Origin of the sequence: Marinobacterium sp. MBR-109, from assembly GCF_040547565.1 — a bacterium.
Taxonomy (GTDB): domain Bacteria; phylum Pseudomonadota; class Gammaproteobacteria; order Pseudomonadales; family Balneatricaceae; genus Marinobacterium.
In genome coordinates, this window is the sequence record NZ_JBEPPZ010000002.1 from 13,615 (window position 1) to 28,091 (window position 14,477).

Annotated in this window: 13 protein-coding genes and 1 pseudogene; 7 read left to right on the forward strand and 7 right to left on the reverse strand. The window is 58.2% G+C overall.

What is annotated here, in order from left to right:
- Window positions 1-75: 75 nt before the first annotated feature.
- The gene (locus ABIE60_RS03040; protein ID WP_354467677.1) at window positions 76-1,383 is read right to left on the reverse strand and encodes an NAD(P)/FAD-dependent oxidoreductase; all 1,308 of its coding nucleotides are present in this window, start codon (window positions 1,381-1,383) and stop codon (window positions 76-78) included.
- A gap of 230 nt (window positions 1,384-1,613) precedes the next feature.
- Here ABIE60_RS03040 and ercA point away from each other — a divergent pair, with 230 nt between their 5' ends.
- Entirely contained in the window at window positions 1,614-2,774 is a 1,161-nt protein-coding gene (gene ercA / locus ABIE60_RS03045; RefSeq protein WP_206834285.1) for an alcohol dehydrogenase-like regulatory protein ErcA, read from the forward strand.
- Window positions 2,758-4,494, forward strand: a complete 1,737-nt coding sequence (locus ABIE60_RS03050; RefSeq protein WP_354467678.1) for a PAS domain-containing hybrid sensor histidine kinase/response regulator — start codon at window positions 2,758-2,760, stop codon at window positions 4,492-4,494. Before ercA ends, ABIE60_RS03050 begins: the two co-directional genes overlap by 17 nt.
- Before the next feature lie 3 nt (window positions 4,495-4,497).
- Here the strand turns inward: ABIE60_RS03050 and ABIE60_RS03055 are convergent, their stop codons facing one another.
- The 4 genes from ABIE60_RS03055 to ABIE60_RS03070 are packed head-to-tail and all read right to left on the reverse strand — an operon-like array spanning window position 4,498 to window position 8,226.
- The gene (locus tag ABIE60_RS03055) at window positions 4,498-5,301 is read right to left on the reverse strand and encodes a lanthanide ABC transporter permease protein PedC (RefSeq protein ID WP_354467679.1); all 804 of its coding nucleotides are present in this window, start codon (window positions 5,299-5,301) and stop codon (window positions 4,498-4,500) included.
- A complete protein-coding gene (locus tag ABIE60_RS03060; RefSeq protein WP_354467681.1) occupies window positions 5,292-6,032 on the reverse strand; it encodes a lanthanide ABC transporter ATP-binding protein PedB/LutE in 741 nt (246 codons plus the stop codon). Before ABIE60_RS03060 ends, ABIE60_RS03055 begins: the two co-directional genes overlap by 10 nt.
- A gap of 7 nt (window positions 6,033-6,039) precedes the next feature.
- A complete protein-coding gene (locus ABIE60_RS03065; protein ID WP_354467682.1) occupies window positions 6,040-7,008 on the reverse strand; it encodes a YVTN family beta-propeller repeat protein in 969 nt (322 codons plus the stop codon).
- 21 nt (window positions 7,009-7,029) lie between these two features.
- Window positions 7,030-8,226, reverse strand: a complete 1,197-nt coding sequence (locus ABIE60_RS03070; protein ID WP_354467683.1) for a lanthanide ABC transporter ABC transporter substrate-binding protein PedA1 — start codon at window positions 8,224-8,226, stop codon at window positions 7,030-7,032.
- Between the two features lie 142 nt (window positions 8,227-8,368).
- Between ABIE60_RS03070 and ABIE60_RS03075 the strand changes: the two genes are divergently transcribed.
- From ABIE60_RS03075 to ABIE60_RS03085, 3 genes are read left to right on the forward strand one after another with little or no spacing between them, the layout of a single operon-like run.
- Window positions 8,369-8,797: a cupredoxin domain-containing protein gene (locus ABIE60_RS03075; RefSeq protein WP_354467684.1), complete on the forward strand. Its 429-nt coding sequence runs from the start codon at window positions 8,369-8,371 to the stop codon at window positions 8,795-8,797.
- 15 nt (window positions 8,798-8,812) lie between these two features.
- The gene (locus tag ABIE60_RS03080; RefSeq protein WP_354467686.1) at window positions 8,813-10,093 is read left to right on the forward strand and encodes an ATP-binding protein; all 1,281 of its coding nucleotides are present in this window, start codon (window positions 8,813-8,815) and stop codon (window positions 10,091-10,093) included.
- Window positions 10,090-10,737: a response regulator transcription factor gene (locus tag ABIE60_RS03085; protein WP_354467688.1), complete on the forward strand. Its 648-nt coding sequence runs from the start codon at window positions 10,090-10,092 to the stop codon at window positions 10,735-10,737. Before ABIE60_RS03080 ends, ABIE60_RS03085 begins: the two co-directional genes overlap by 4 nt.
- Window positions 10,738-10,815: 78 nt before the next feature.
- Here ABIE60_RS03085 and ABIE60_RS03090 read toward each other — a convergent pair whose 3' ends face one another.
- Both ABIE60_RS03090 and ABIE60_RS03095 read right to left on the reverse strand, forming a co-directional pair.
- Complete coding sequence (locus ABIE60_RS03090; RefSeq protein WP_354467690.1) at window positions 10,816-11,451, reverse strand: pentapeptide repeat-containing protein; 636 nt, start codon at window positions 11,449-11,451, stop codon at window positions 10,816-10,818.
- 47 nt (window positions 11,452-11,498) lie between these two features.
- A pseudogene (locus tag ABIE60_RS03095) lies at window positions 11,499-12,563 on the reverse strand (outer membrane protein assembly factor BamB family protein); the annotation flags it as partial.
- A 543-nt stretch (window positions 12,564-13,106) separates the two neighbouring features.
- On the opposite strand from ABIE60_RS03095, the gene pedF reads away from it, so the two are divergent.
- Window positions 13,107-13,550 carry a cytochrome c-550 PedF gene (gene pedF, locus ABIE60_RS03100; RefSeq protein ID WP_354467691.1) on the forward strand — a complete coding sequence of 148 codons (444 nt, stop codon included), beginning with the start codon at window positions 13,107-13,109 and terminating at the stop codon, window positions 13,548-13,550.
- Window positions 13,537-14,475: a substrate-binding periplasmic protein gene (locus ABIE60_RS03105; protein WP_354467693.1), complete on the forward strand. Its 939-nt coding sequence runs from the start codon at window positions 13,537-13,539 to the stop codon at window positions 14,473-14,475. Before pedF ends, ABIE60_RS03105 begins: the two co-directional genes overlap by 14 nt.
- The last annotated feature ends 2 nt before the right edge of the window (window positions 14,476-14,477 follow it).

Sequence of the window (14,477 nt, forward strand, 5' to 3'; positions counted from 1 at the left end):
GAGATTCCGTCTGGCCCGAGATAAAAAAAGCCGACCAATGGTCGGCAAGGCTCAGTGCTGATGGCTCCCTCTCGCTCAGTGCAGCTTGAGTCTGGGACGGATCACCCGGTTGATGCGATCAACCAGCGTGATCAGAAACGTTTTGATGTAACCGTGTATTGCCAGCTGATGCAGTCTATAGAGTGAGACATAGACCAGCCGTGCCAGGCGTCCTTCAACCATCAGACTGCCCTTGGACAGGTTGCCCATCAGGCTGCCGACGGTACTGAATCGGCTGAGTGATACCAACGAACCGTAGTCCTTGTACTCATAGGCCGGCAGAGCCTCTTCGCGCAGGATTTTACGGAAATGGCGATACAGAAAACTGGCCATCTGGTGCGCTGCCTGGGCACGGGGCGGCACATTGCCGTTGCCGTCCGTGCGGGCACAGGCGGCGCAGTCGCCGAGGGCAAAAATGCGCTTGTCCTCGGTGGTACGAAGATCCGGCTGCACCACCAGCTGATTGAGGCGATTGCACTCCAGTCCATCCAGTGATTGTATGAAGTCCGGTGCGCGGATACCGGCGGCCCAGACTTTCAGTTCCGCCTCGATCACCTCACCGGTGTCGGTGACCAGTCCTTCCGCGTTTACAGACGCAACCTTGGTGTTTTCACGGACACTGACTCCCAGTTTTTCCAGTTCATGACGTGCTGCTGAAGATATTCGGGGCGGCAGGGCCGGGAGTATGCTCGGGCCCGCTTCAACCAGAATCACTTCCAGCCGCTGCCGGTCCAGTTTTGACAGACCATAGGCGCTGAGTTCGCGTGCGGTATTGAACAGTTCGGCCGACAGCTCAACACCGGTGGCACCGGCGCCGACAATGGCGATGCGTAGTCGCGCCTCCGGTGTGTTGCTGGTCTTGAGCCATGACTCAAGCAGTGTGTGGCGAAACTGCTCGGCCTGTTCGCGGCTGTCGAGAAAGGTACAGTGCTCGGCCACGCCTTCGACGCCAAAATCGTTTGTGACGCTGCCCACCGCCATGACCAGATAATCGTAGAACAGCTCACGACCGGGCAGAATCATCTGGCCGTCCTGCCCGTACACCGGGGCAAGGTGTATGCAGCGCTGTTCTCGGTCCAGAGATTGCATCTGGCCGATCTGAAATTTGAAACCGGCGCTGCGGCCCTGGGCGTTGTAGCTCAGCTCATCGAGGCCGGCATCAAGCGAGCCTGTCGCCACTTCATGCAGCAGAGGCTTCCAGATATGCGTTGGCTCACGGTCAACCAGTGTGACCTTGAGGCCCTTGCGGCTGTACTTGCGGGCCAGGCGGGTTGCAAGCTCAAGCCCGCCGGCGCCGCCGCCGACAATTACGACATGTTGATAAAGAGGAGATGACTGTTCCATGGCAACAATTATCCTGCAGTTGCGGCAGCCTTGATCTGCTGCCTTGGCGAGAATTATTGGCCACTATGGTACTTAATGCGAAAGTTGTAGGGACATGACAGTTTGTGCAACTTTGTGGGTTTTTTGTAGCCGTTTGTACACTACCTGTGCCGGCTCAGGTGGGTATAATGGCCCGATAACATAATAATTATCAGACACCGGCATGACCGGTGCGGCAGCAGGTCATGCTCATGAGTGAAATCTCCCGCCTTCGCAAGTTTGTTTCGCCTGAAATCATTTTTGGCAGTGGTGCCCGCAAAACCGTTGCCAACTACGCGGTCACCTTTGGTGCACGCAAGGTACTGCTGGTGTCTGACCCCGGTGTTGAGCAGGCGGGTTGGGTGGCCGAAATCGAGTCTCTGTTGCTTGAACAGGGTATCGGCTGTGTGCGTTTCACGGAAGTATCACCCAACCCGCGGGTTGAGCAGGTGATGCGCGGGGCCGAAATCTATGCCGAGCAGGGCTGTAACGTGATAGTCGCTGTTGGCGGCGGCAGCCCGATGGACTGTGCCAAGGGAATCGGCATTGTCAGTGCCCATGGCCGCAGCATTCTTGAATTTGAGGGGATCGACCGCATTCAGAGCCCGATCCCGCCGCTGATTTTCATTCCCACCACCGCCGGTACTTCAGCGGATGTGTCACAGTTCGCGATCATTTCCAATCAACAGGAACGGTTCAAGTTCTCAATCGTCAGCAAGTCCGTGGTGCCGGATGTGGCGCTGATCGACCCGGATACCACCCGTACCATGGATGCCTTTCTGACCGCCTGCACCGGCGTGGATGCACTGGTACATGCCATTGAAGCGTTTGTATCCACCGGCAGCGGTGCACTGACCGATATGCATGCACTGGATGCCATCCGCCTGATCAACGGTCATCTGGCGCTGCTGGTAGAGCAGCCTGATGACAGCCACCTGCGTGAACAGGTGATGCTGGGATCAATGAAGGCAGGGCTGGCGTTCTCCAATGCGATACTGGGCGCCGTGCACGCCATGTCACATAGCCTGGGCGGCTATCTGGATCTGCCCCATGGCCTGTGCAACGCCATGTTGCTGGAGCACGTGATCGACTTTAACTACGATGCCGCCACGGATCGTTTCCGCATCGTCGCAGAGACCATGGGGATCGACACGCGTGGCTTGAGTCAGTCTCAGGTCAAGCGCCGCCTGATGCAGCATGTGATATCACTCAAGCGTGAAGTCGGCCTGTATCAGAAGCTGGCCGAGCAGGGGGTGCACCTGACCGATATCCCCTGGTTGAGCGAGAACGCCCTCAAGGACCCCTGTATTCTGACCAACCCGCGCAAATCCAACCGGCGTGACGTTGAGGCCGTGTATGAAGAAGCCCTCTGACGAGAGCGGTCTTACGTTTGAAGACCTGATTGGTCTTGGTGGCCATTCAGCGCGGAAAAGTTACTATCCCGAGCTGTTGAACAAGGTCGAAGAGCTGGAAGCGGAGCGCAACCGCTACAAGTGGCTGTTCGAGAATGCCCTGCATGGCATCTTTCAGGCCGAGCTTGATGGCAGCCTGACACGTTCCAATCGCGCGCTGGCGCGAATCTGTGGCTATCCTGACCCTGTGCAGATGGAGCATAAGGTCAATCTGGCAGATGATCTGCTGTTTGACCCGCAAGAGCTTGACCGCATCCGTGAGCAGCTGGCGCAGACCGGCCAGCTGTTTCTGTATGAAACCCGTTTGCGCCGGAATGATGGCACCCCGGTAGAAGTGTCGATGAATATCCTGCTGCGACAGGAAGCGGATAGCGCCATTATTGAAGCCTTCGTGGCTGACATTACCGAACGCAAGCGCGTGCAGCAGCGGATGAGAACCCTCAACGAGGAGCTGGAACAACGCGTCGGTGAGCGCACCCGTGAGCTGGTCAGTCTCAATGACCGGCTCTGGCATGAAGTCAGTATCCGCCAGCAGGCCGAGCACGAAATGCAGCTGGCCAAAGAGGCTGCAGAGGCGGCCAACCTCAGCAAGGACAAATACCTGGCCGCTGCCAGCCACGACCTGCTGCAGCCACTGAATGCCGCCCGATTGCTGGTCGCGGCCTTGCAGGAGCGCAGCCTGCCGCCGAGCGAATCGGACCTGGTAGACCGGGTACACCTGGCGCTTGATGGTGCCGAACACCTGCTGACCGATCTGCTGGACATCTCCCGACTGGATCAGAACGCGGTACAGCCGGAGTTGCAGAGCTTTCCCGTCGAGCGACTGTTGCAGGGCTTGCAGGCCGAATTTGAGCCCGTTGCGCAACAGGCCGGGCTAAGCTTCCGCGCACGTCCTTCACGCTACTGGATCAGCAGCGACCTGAGACTGCTGACCCGTATTCTGCGCAACCTGCTCAGCAATGCCTTTCGTTACACCGATGAAGGTGGCGTGCTGCTGGGGTTCAGGCGACGGGGTGATCGGCTGCTGATTCAGGTATGGGATACCGGTGGCGGGATACCGCAGGACCAGCAACAAGCGATCTTCGATGAGTTCTGCCGCTTGAGTCAGCACCGCAGCCGCAAGGCCGGTGTCGGCCTGGGGCTGGCGATTGTAGACCGCATCGCCCGCATGCTGGCGCACCCCGTTAACCTCAACTCAAGACCGGGGGCGGGCTCGTGCTTCGAGCTTTCGGTGCCGCTGGTCTGTGGCAGCAGCGGGATGCTGGGCGTGTCTGCCAGTGGGCCTGCAGCGATCCCCTCGGATGTTCTCAACGGACGCCAGATTCTGGTACTGGATAATGACCATTCCATTCTCGCCAGTATGGAGGCGCTGTTGGGTGGCTGGGGTTGTGATGTTGTATTGGCACCCGACCTTGAAGCGGCAATGGAACGGTTACAGGCCTGCCAGGTGGAGCTGATTCTGGCGGATTACCACCTTGAAGAGGGGGCTACCGGGCTCGAACTGCTGTCACTGATGCAGGCTCAGGGGATGCCCCGTGTGCCGGTTGTCATGCTGACTGCCGACCGCAGTGACCCGACCCGCAAGGCGTTTCGTGATGCCGGTGTGCGGGTGCTGAACAAACCGATCAAACCCGGCAAGCTGCGGGCACTGATGAGTCACCTGCTGGACACCGACAGCTGAGCGTCAGCCTTTGCCCCTGGTGTTCGAGGCCATGCGTTCAGGATTGAAGCCCAGCAGGGCCAGCAGCGTGAATACGGCAGTCGTTGCCAGTGTTATCAGCAGGGCTGTTTGATTCAGCTCCAGATAGAGTGCAAACCGAACCAGTTCGACGGCGTGAGTAAAGGGGTTGAAACTGCAGACCCAATACAGCCACTCACTGGACTCCCGCATCTTCCACAACGGATACAGTGCCGATGACATGAAGAACATCGGGAAAATCACGAAGTTCATCACCCCGGCAAAGTTTTCCAGCTGACGAATCCGCGAGGACAGAAACAGGCCGATGGCCCCCAGCAGAAAGGCAGTCAGCAACAACGCCGGTAGCACAGCGACCAGCCCCCAAAGCGGCGGCTCCACCCCCACCAGCCAGCCAAGTGCGATGAAGGCATAGACCTGTGCCAGCGACAGCAGGGCAATGGACACCAGTTTGCAGAACAGGAGCCAGGCGCGCGGCAACGGGCTCATCAGCAGCACCTTCATGCTGCCCATCTCACGGTCATAGACCATCGACAGTGATCCCTGCATGCCGTTGAACAGCAAAATCATGCAGCACAGCCCCGGCAGAATGAAGGTCTCGTAGGTGATATAGGTCTGGTAGGGGGGGATGATCGATACTCCGAGTGCCGCCCTGAAACCGGCAGCAAAGACCACCAGCCACAGCAGGGGGCGGATCAAGGCACTGAGAAAACGGGTGCGTTGATGCACAAAGCGCAAGAACTCCCGCTTCAACACGCCGTTAAAGCAGATCAGGTAGGCTTTCAGTGGCATGCCGTTGGCTCCTCAAGCCCGGTGATCCGCTCGAACGCCTGTGCCAGTGAGGGGCAATGATGTTCGGAGCAGATTGCAGAGGCAATGTTGTCGGCGAGTATCTGTCCCTTATGCAGAATCAGTACCGGATCGTCCCGCTCGATCTCTTCAATCAGGTGAGTGGCCCAGAGTACGGTCAGGTTCTTGCCTGCGCACAGCTCGCGCACATGGCGATTGATCGCCTGCCGAGACGCGGTGTCGAGACCGACTGACGCTTCATCCAGCAGCAGTACCGAGGGCTCATGCAACAGGGCACGGGCGATCTCAACCCGGCGCCGATGACCGCCGTTGAGGCTGCGAATGCTGTCATGCAGGCGATCACTCAGCCGCAGGCGCTCCAGCAGTGGGCCTGCAGCGGTACGCACCTGGCGCGGCGACAGGCCGTGCAGGGCGCCGTGGTACTCCAGGTTCTGCAATACACTCAGGTCCTGATCCAGCGTACTGTGCTGAAACACAACCCCGATTCGCTGCATGAGGGCCCGAGGCTGTTGCCTCAGCGCCAGCCCATCGATGCGAATCTCACCCTGCTGCAGGGCAAACAATCGAGTCAGCAGGGCATAGAGCGTACTCTTGCCGGCACCGTTGGGGCCAAGCAGGGCGTTGAAGCGCCCCGGCTCAAGCCTGAAGCTGATATTGTCCAGCGCCAGGCGGTGGCCGTAGCGAAAGCTGATACCCTGTGCCTCGATACTCATCGGCTCATCACTCCAGTGTGACCACGCCCCAGGGGTAACGGCCTACCTTGATCGACTTGATCACTTTCATCTTATCGACATCAATCACCGATACATCACCACTGACACCGTTGGTGGTCAGCAAGTATTTCTGATCAGGTGTGAACTCCATGTGCCAGACCCGGCGACCGACCAGCAGGTAGTCCAGCACCTCGTAGCTGGATGCATCCACGACCGCAACATGGTTGGCCGGACCCAGAGCGACAAAGGCAAAACGGCAATCCGCTGACAGCTTGACGCCGACAGGCTGAATCTTGTCGGGATGGATACCACGTATCTGGAAGTTGAGCTTCTTGATGATCTCACGGCTTGCCACATCAATGACCGAAACGGTACCGCCGATCTCTGACGAGGCCCACAGCACACTGCCATCTTGTGTGAACTCCACATGGCGAGGGCGCTGGTCCACCAGCGTATTGTCGATCAGTTCATGGGTTTCGGTATCGATCCAGTGCAGCATGCTGGTGGTTTCACTGGTATTGACCGCCCAGCGCCCATCAGGGCTGACCGCCATGCCTTCGGGTTCGACCCCAACCTCAATCTGTGCCAGCACTTCATGGCTTACGGTGTCGACCACGGTCACCAGAGCGTCGTCTTCATTGGCGATGTACAGACGGCGATCATCGGGGTGCAGCGAGAACTGTTCCGGGTCTTCACCCGAGGGCAGGGTGGCGATAATTGTACGGCTGGCCAGATCCATCACCTGCACGGTATCGGAGTCGCTGGCGCAGATGTAAAGACGGGACTTGTCCTTTGACAGAATAATGCCCCGTGGACGTTGCCCCACCGATACCGTGTCGGTCACTTCCAGGGTTTCCAAGTCAATGAATGACAGTGTGTCATCCTTTTCATTGGAGACAATCGCTGTTGCCGCGTGTGCCAACGGGGTTGCCAGCATGGCTGAAACCAGTGCTGCCTTGATAAACGGAATACGCATGGCCGTTAAACTCCTTCGTTATTATTGAACCTGACACTCACTCTCACTGGCGTCATAGCCAAGGGTGTCCAGATCGGTGACCGGGTGCAGAAACCCTTCCTGCGGTGATTGTGAAACCAGTGCACGGGGGTGAATCAGTGGAATGGGCTGGCGCAGCTGACCGCTCCAGGGGCGATAGGACAGCTTGCGGCCCTTGAATGCCCCGAGCTGAAATTCGGGCGACAGGATGAAAGCCTTAAGCGTGGAAGGGTCTGTGCTGCGGGTCTGGGTAACCGCTTCGGCGAAGGTGCGTACACCGGCCCAGCTGGCGTAGTCCAGGCTGTTCATCCAGCGACCGGCCTGTTTCTCGAAGCGGCTGTGTAACTGGGCTGCGCCCCAGGCTTCAACCACCCGGTGCCAGGCGACCGGGCTCATGCCTTGGGTGCCTGCCACCGGCCTTGGATACCAGGTGTTGTAGGGTACATACTCGCCAAAGTCGCCGCGTTCATCGGCGACCAGAACAACGTCATATTCACGGGTCTGAGTGAACGGCGGAAGTTCTTTCTGTGCGGTCCGGCGTAGATCAGTGTCGTAATCCCAGCTCTTGCGTTCGATGATTTTGGCACCGAAGCGATCTGCGCTGCGCTGCAATGAGTCGGCATAGGCCTTGTCTTCGGCCTGGTTGCCTTCCAGCAGCAGCCATCGACTCCAGCGGCGTGAGGCCAACAACTGGCCAAGTGCATCGGTCAGCATGGCGCGCGAGGGAAGGGTATGCAGCATGCCGGGTATGCAGGCATTGCTGCGCAGCTCATTGTCTGAGCTGCCGGCATTGATCAGGACGGTATCATCGGGCAACTGTGTTGCAATCTGGCGCAACTGATCCGCATTAAGGTTGAGTACAAACAGTCTCAGGCCCTGATCGTACAGCGTTTGGGCATGGGCGATCAGGCTGGCTGAGTCCGGACTGCTGAGGCTGTGCAGACGGTACTGATGTTTCAGGAAACGGCCGGTTGAATTGCTGTCGCTGATGCCCAGCTCGGCTCCACGCAGGCCGGCATCAACAGGCTCTGGCAGAATATTGGACAGCACCGGGCCATGATCGGCTTCAAAGCCCAGATAGGCGATCTGGATCTCAAGTGCGTTCGCGCTGGCTGTCTGGCTGATGGGCAGCAGGGCCATGCAGGCGGTCAATGTCAGGCGGTTCAACGATTTCATGATGTACGCTCGGGTCTTTATCATTGTTATGGATCCAGCTTAGGGGGCCGGCGAGGCAGGTGAAATATTCAGAAAGTACGAAACATTCAGTACCGAAGTAGTATGTTGCGCCTGAGCGTGGGGCCTAACATGGTGTAAACCATTACGCCAAACACAGGAAACACCCATGTCCAGACTGAAAACCTGCCTCGTTGGCTCACTAATTTCGTTGTCCGCCATGACAGCCCATGCCGCCGGCGACCTCACAACTCGCCCTGAAGCCCTGCCCGATCTGGTACTGGGGAGCGAGGTGACCGACTACGCCATGTCCCAGACACGCTACGAGCTGGAAACGGGCCAGGCCTATCGCCTGAAAGTGGTGTCCAGCGGCCTCAAGGAATACGCCATGCAGGCACCTGAATTTTTCACTTCGATCTTCTTGCGCAAGGTGGAAGCGGGTGATATTGAGATCAAGGCCACGACTCTGACCGAGCTTGAGTTCGAGCAGGCAGGCGAAGCCGAGATCTATTTCGTCCCGATCAAGCCCGGTGATTACCGCTTCTTCATGAAAGGGCTTGAAGGCAAGGGCATGGAAGGGGTCTTCAGCGTTCGCTGAGGCTGATTGATTCCCATGCGAGCCGTCGTCAGACTGAACCTGCTGGTGGCAGCGGCCTTTTTACTGGCCCTGCTGCTGAGTCTCTACGCCCTGATGCACCAGGCGCGCTCTGACATACGCCGCGAGCTGTCGTCCGGCATGCGGATGGCAGAACAGCTGCTGACGCAGGCGGTGCGCTACCCGGAGCAGCTGGAGTCTCTGTTGCAGGTGGAGCTGAGGCACCTGAGTTTGCAGGTACTGCCTGCCGGTGTGTCACCCACCCCCGAAAGCTGGGGTGGAGGTGATACGCCGAACTGGTTTGCAGCGCTGGTCTGGCCGTCTCACCAGCCACTGTTTGAGCGGCGTATTCCACTCAATGAGCAGGAGGTGCTGATTCTGATCGCAGACCCGGCCGATGAGCTGGAAGAGGTCTGGGAGTCAGCGTTGCAGATTTTCTGGCTGTTTTTCGGTGCGGCGCTGCTGTCGTCTGCCGCGATCAGCTGGGGCGTGAGCCGCGGCATGCGCCCGGTGGCTCAGATACTGCAGGCACTGGACCGAATTCAGCATGGTCAGTTCAATGCCCGTCTTGGCAACTACTCCGTGCCGGAGGTGCGGCGTCTTGCCGACCACTTCAATCGCATGGCCGAGGTGCTGGAGCGTGAGCAGTCGGATAATCGACGTCTGACCCGTGAGTTGATGGCGCTGCAGGAGAAGGAACGCAGCTACCTTGCCCGTGAGTTGCATGACGATCTTGGCCAGTACCTGACCGGTATTCACGCCCAGGCCTACCTGCTGAGCAAAGCCTCGGACCGGGCAGATATCGTGGCGAAAACGGCACCCTTGATCGTGCGCGATTGCGAGCAGATTCAGCAGGGCTTTCGGCGTCTGATTCGCAGTCTCCATCCGGTGATACTGGAGTCGCTGGGGCTGGAAGAGTCGCTGCGCAGTCTGGCGGAACAGTGGCAACGCAGCAGCGGGATTGAGTGCCAGCTGCTGCTCAGAACCCTGCCGGATTTGCCGGATGAAGAGTCAGCGACCCATCTGTACCGTTTGCTGCAGGAAGCGCTCAACAACGTGGCGCGGCATGCACAGGCAACACGGGTCTGTATCAGTTTGCTCCGCTGCGGTGATCACCTGAGTTTACGTGTGCAGGACAATGGTCAGGGCCTGCCCGCCGAGCTGCGCCCCGGTGTGGGTCTGCGTTCGATGCAGGAGCGAGCCCGTTACATGAATGCCAGCCTGGAACTGACTTCACCGGTGGGGCAGGGCCTGTTGCTGAAACTTGACCTGCCGTTACCCGAGGGGGTGCATAAATGAAGATTCTGTTGACCGATGATCATGCTGTTGTGCGTCAGGGCTATGCCAGTCTGCTGGAAACAATGCTGGAACGATGTGAAATCATTGAAGCCGGCTGTGGCCACGATGGCTTTGCGCTCTGGCAGCAGCAGCGGCCCGACCTGGTGATTCTGGATATCAACCTGCCCGATATCAGCGGTATCGAAACGGCCAAACGTATTCTGGAGCGGGACGCATCGGCAAAAGTACTGTTTTTCAGCATGTATGATGAGCTGCCGATGGTTAAGCAGGCTCTGGATGCCGGCGCGCTGGGGTATATCACCAAGAGCAGTTCGCCCGAAATTCTGCTCGATGCGGTCAAGCGTGTGGTGCAGGGGTTACCCTACGTGGAGCATGAGCTGGCAACGCGGCTGGCGATGCAGGGCAAGGGCGGCAGCGATCCGCGGCTGGCGAATATGACACAGCGTGAGTTTGAGATTTTTGTCATGCTGGCACGCGGCCTTACCCCGAAGCACATTGCGGATCAGCTCTGTATCAGTGCCAAGACGGTGTCCAATCACAGTGCCCTGTTGAAGAGTAAGCTGGAGGTCGGATCGACTGCGGAGCTGGTGCATCTGGCCATCCGTTGTGGCTTGATCAAGCCGGGCTGCTCCGAACTTGCCTGAGCCTCAAGGCGCTTTCCCTGACTGAAAGGCCGCTGCGCCTGATGAGGGTTGCAGCGGCCTTTCAGCTCTGGGGCAGCCTCACTCCACGGGGTGTTTGGGGGTCATCCAGTCGTGGGGGCAGCCGTTGCAGCCTTCCATCCAAGTGTTCTGAAAGGTTGCAAAGCGGAGTTTGGCGCCACGCAGGTCAGCGTTTTCAAGGTTGGCGTTATTGAGCTTGGCTTCCTGCAGATCAGCATCGCGCAGGTTGCTGCCGCTCAGCCTGGTCTTGGTCATCCATGCCATTTCAAGATTGGCGGCATAGAGGGTGGCCTGTTCGAATCGGGCATTGCTCAGGCGGGCAAATGACAGATCCGCCCCATCCAGACGGGTCTGTTTGAATTGAGCCCCCTGTGCAAACAGGGCCCAGCCGCGAATGGCCACCATATTGGTTTCATTCAGTTTGGCACCGCGCAGGTTGGCCTTCTCCAGATTGGCCCGTGTGAGCAGGGCGTGGCTAAGATCGGCGCCTTCAAGGTTTGCCCCGCGCAGATCTGCATGGCGCAAATCGGCATAACGCAGATTGGCTTTACTCAGGTTGATACCATCGAGCTGCATGCCGGCAAGGCTGTGTCCCTGCAGGTTGGCGCCCTGACATTCGGCTTTTTGCGCGGGTTCACATGCCAGGGCTGTCAGTGGCAATGACAGGACCAACGTGGGAATAATCAATTTAAGCATGGAAGATCTCCTGCCATGAAAAATGGGGCCACTTGGGCCCCATGGGTTTACTTGTTGGCCCACTTCGGCAGCTTGAAGGCCCAGAATGAACCGCCCTGTGGTACGGGCTTGGTCAGGTCGGCCATGTCGCCGCCCCAGAGTGGAACCGCGCCACCGTAGCCGGAGGCGACACCAATGTACTGCTCACCATCCATCTCCCAGGTGATGGGGCTGGAGATGATTCCGGAACCGGTCTGGAACTTCCACAGTTCCTTGCCGTTTTTGGCATCAAAGGCTTTCAGGTAGCCATCGCCGGTACCGGTGAAGACCAGTCCGCCCTTGGTGGTGAGTACCCCGGCCCACAGCGGCAGCTTCTCCTTGTGCTCCCAGGCGGTTTCGCCGGTGACCGGGTCCATGGCGCGCAGGATGCCGACATGGTCGTCATACATCTTGCGAATGCGGAAGCCCTGGCCAAGATAGGCTGCGCCCTTCTGGTAGGTCACCTCTTCAGTCCAGTAGTCCTCTTTCCAGTGGTTGGCTGGAATGTAGAACAGGCCGGTATCCTGGCTGTAGGCCATCGGGTTCCAGTTCTTGCCACCGAGGAATGGGGGAGATACTTCGATGGATTCGCCTTTTTTCTCACCGGGTTTGGGCGGTGGCGGACGCTGGCCTTCCACTTCTGCCGGACGCCCGGTGTCAGGATCGATATGGGTGGCCCAGGTGATGTTGTCTACGAACGGGAAGGCATGCAGGAACTTGCCGTTCTCACGGTTGACCACATAGAAGAAGCCGTTACGGTCGGCATGAGCCGTGGCCTTGACGGTCTTGCCCTCGTCATCATATTCAAACAGCACCAGCTCGTTGTTGCCAGAGAAGTCCCAGGCATCGTTGGGGGTGTGCTGATAGAACCATTTCACCTCGCCGGTACTGGGGTCGACGCCAACCTGTCCCGATGTGTAGAGGTTGTCATAGTCCAGCGGATTGCCGCCAGGTGAAGTACGCTCCCAGGTGTTCCAGGGGGCTGGGTTGCCGGCGCCGATGATGATGGTATTGGTTTCGACATCAAAGCTGGCGCTCTGCCAGGGCGCGCCGCCACCGTGGCTCCAGGCTTCCACCTTGCCGGTCTCGGAGTTGGGGTGGCCTGATCGTTGAGTATGTCGTCCCAGCTGACATTGGAAGAGGCAGCCTGTACCCCGGCACTGCCAAGGCTGATGGCGATGCCCAGTACAGCGGTCTGGACAGACCCCGCCAGCAGGGCACGGCGTGGCGCTTTTATATTTGTTTTCATCAGTTCAATACCTTGTTGAGTGGTGTTCAGCCAGCCTCGTTCGAGAGTGGCCATTGCCAGAGCATTGTGTTCAGCAAGAGGGGGTTCAGGCGACGGAAGCCGACCCTGAAAGATCGGGAATGGATGCGGGAATGAGTGGGGGTTTTGCAGGGATTGTGGGAAAAAGTCCCATTCAATCAAAAAGTTATGCTTTGGTTTTACTACCTTGGTGTGGCCGGATCAACCCCTGGTATTGGTTAGAGGCGAAATTTACTACCAAAGGCCAATGTTTTGGGTGCCAAGGTTGAATTCTGAGGTTGTGACGGCTGGTTCATCATGAGCTCATCAAGGTCGGGTCTTATCTCCCGGCTGCGTTCTGTCAGATAAAACAAGAAACGGGTGAACAACCATGTCCAAGCATAACAAACTCACTGGCCTGTTGGCTGCCGCTTTGATGGCTTCTGCGCTTTCCGGCCAGGTACTGGCGCACGGCGATGTCACGCCCCAGGCGGTGGATACCGAAGGGCTGTCCAGTCTGGGTGAAGACTGGGCAGATACGAACCCCTATCGCGCGCCTTCTGATGACCACGATCTGGCGGTGAAAATTGGTGCTTCAGCCTATAACCAGAACTGTGCCCGCTGTCATGGACTGGACGGTATTTCAGGCGGGATCGCACCGGACCTGCGTTACCTGAGCCCGGATTTTGAAGGCGATGACTGGTACAAGTATCGCGTTATCAATGGCGCGGTGCGCGATGGAGCGGTCTATATGCCGAAAATGGCTGACACCCTGAGTCAGGAAGCGCTCTGGGCGATCAGAACCTGGTTGGAGAGTAAATATGTTGAGGAATAAGCTGCTTACACTGCTTATATCCTTGATGGCAGGCCTGCTCGGAAACGAGCAGGCTTTTGCGCGTTTGTATGATGACGTGATCGCCTCGGGATATATCCGTATCGGTGTGTACAAGGACTTTCCGCCGTATTCATGGGAAGAGCAGGGCAAGCCCGCCGGGCTGGATGTGGATATCGCCCGCCACATTGCGGATGAGCTGGAACTTGATCTGCAGCTGCACTGGATCACGCCCGACGAAGGTCTGGAAGATGACCTGCGCAACAATGTCTGGCGGGGCCACTACCTGGACAAGGATGAAGACAATCCGCTTGCACTGAAAAACGTGGCTGACGTAATGCTGCGAGTGCCCTATGACAAGGCCTACGCCTACAAACAGGATTCACTGGGGTATTTGATCAACGAATTTGTTGTGATGATGGCGCCCTATCATGAAGAGCGCTGGCAGGTCGCCTATGACTCGCAACGGCTGGACTCAGTCAAAACCGTTGCTGTGTTTCAGTATGAGCCGGTGGGGGTCGAGGTTGATACCGTGCCCGCTTTTTACTTCACATCCGCTCTGAATGGTCGGCTGCGTGACAAGACCCGGCATTACGTCAACCCGCGTGCTGCGTTCGAGGCCATGGAGAAGGGTGAGGTTGCAGCCGTGATGGCGATGCGATCAGAGATCGACTGGTTGCTGGAGCAGGGGGGCAATCCGCGCTTCAGGCTAGCGGAAAACAGCTTCCCGACCATGGGCAGGCAGATGTGGGATGTGGGTATCGCTGTGCGCGAAACCGATCGACAGCTGGGGTATGCCGTTGAGGCGGTGCTGGATGACATGATCAGGGGCGGTCAGATGAAGCGGATCTTTGAACGTTACGGTGTCCGTTTCAGTGCGCCGTCTTTCTATCAGGTGGAGCGGGCAGCCCAGACCGAGGCGCAATAACC

What these genes read in the sequence shown, in the direction of transcription:
- ABIE60_RS03075 (WP_354467684.1), top strand. Translation starts at nt 8,369, where the DNA reads ATGTCCAGACTGAAAACCTGCCTCGTTGGCTCACTAATTTCGTTGTCC.
- ABIE60_RS03050 (WP_354467678.1), top strand. Translation starts at nt 2,758, where the DNA reads ATGAAGAAGCCCTCTGACGAGAGCGGTCTTACGTTTGAAGACCTGATT.
- ABIE60_RS03090 (WP_354467690.1), bottom strand. Translation starts at nt 11,451, where the DNA reads ATGCTTAAATTGATTATTCCCACGTTGGTCCTGTCATTGCCACTGACA.
- ABIE60_RS03060 (WP_354467681.1), bottom strand. Translation starts at nt 6,032, where the DNA reads ATGAGTATCGAGGCACAGGGTATCAGCTTTCGCTACGGCCACCGCCTG.
- ABIE60_RS03070 (WP_354467683.1), bottom strand. Translation starts at nt 8,226, where the DNA reads ATGATAAAGACCCGAGCGTACATCATGAAATCGTTGAACCGCCTGACA.
- ABIE60_RS03040 (WP_354467677.1), bottom strand. Translation starts at nt 1,383, where the DNA reads ATGGAACAGTCATCTCCTCTTTATCAACATGTCGTAATTGTCGGCGGC.
- ABIE60_RS03105 (WP_354467693.1), top strand. Translation starts at nt 13,537, where the DNA reads ATGTTGAGGAATAAGCTGCTTACACTGCTTATATCCTTGATGGCAGGC.
- pedF (WP_354467691.1), top strand. Translation starts at nt 13,107, where the DNA reads ATGTCCAAGCATAACAAACTCACTGGCCTGTTGGCTGCCGCTTTGATG.
- ABIE60_RS03080 (WP_354467686.1), top strand. Translation starts at nt 8,813, where the DNA reads ATGCGAGCCGTCGTCAGACTGAACCTGCTGGTGGCAGCGGCCTTTTTA.
- ercA (WP_206834285.1), top strand. Translation starts at nt 1,614, where the DNA reads ATGAGTGAAATCTCCCGCCTTCGCAAGTTTGTTTCGCCTGAAATCATT.
- ABIE60_RS03085 (WP_354467688.1), top strand. Translation starts at nt 10,090, where the DNA reads ATGAAGATTCTGTTGACCGATGATCATGCTGTTGTGCGTCAGGGCTAT.
- ABIE60_RS03055 (WP_354467679.1), bottom strand. Translation starts at nt 5,301, where the DNA reads ATGCCACTGAAAGCCTACCTGATCTGCTTTAACGGCGTGTTGAAGCGG.
- ABIE60_RS03065 (WP_354467682.1), bottom strand. Translation starts at nt 7,008, where the DNA reads ATGCGTATTCCGTTTATCAAGGCAGCACTGGTTTCAGCCATGCTGGCA.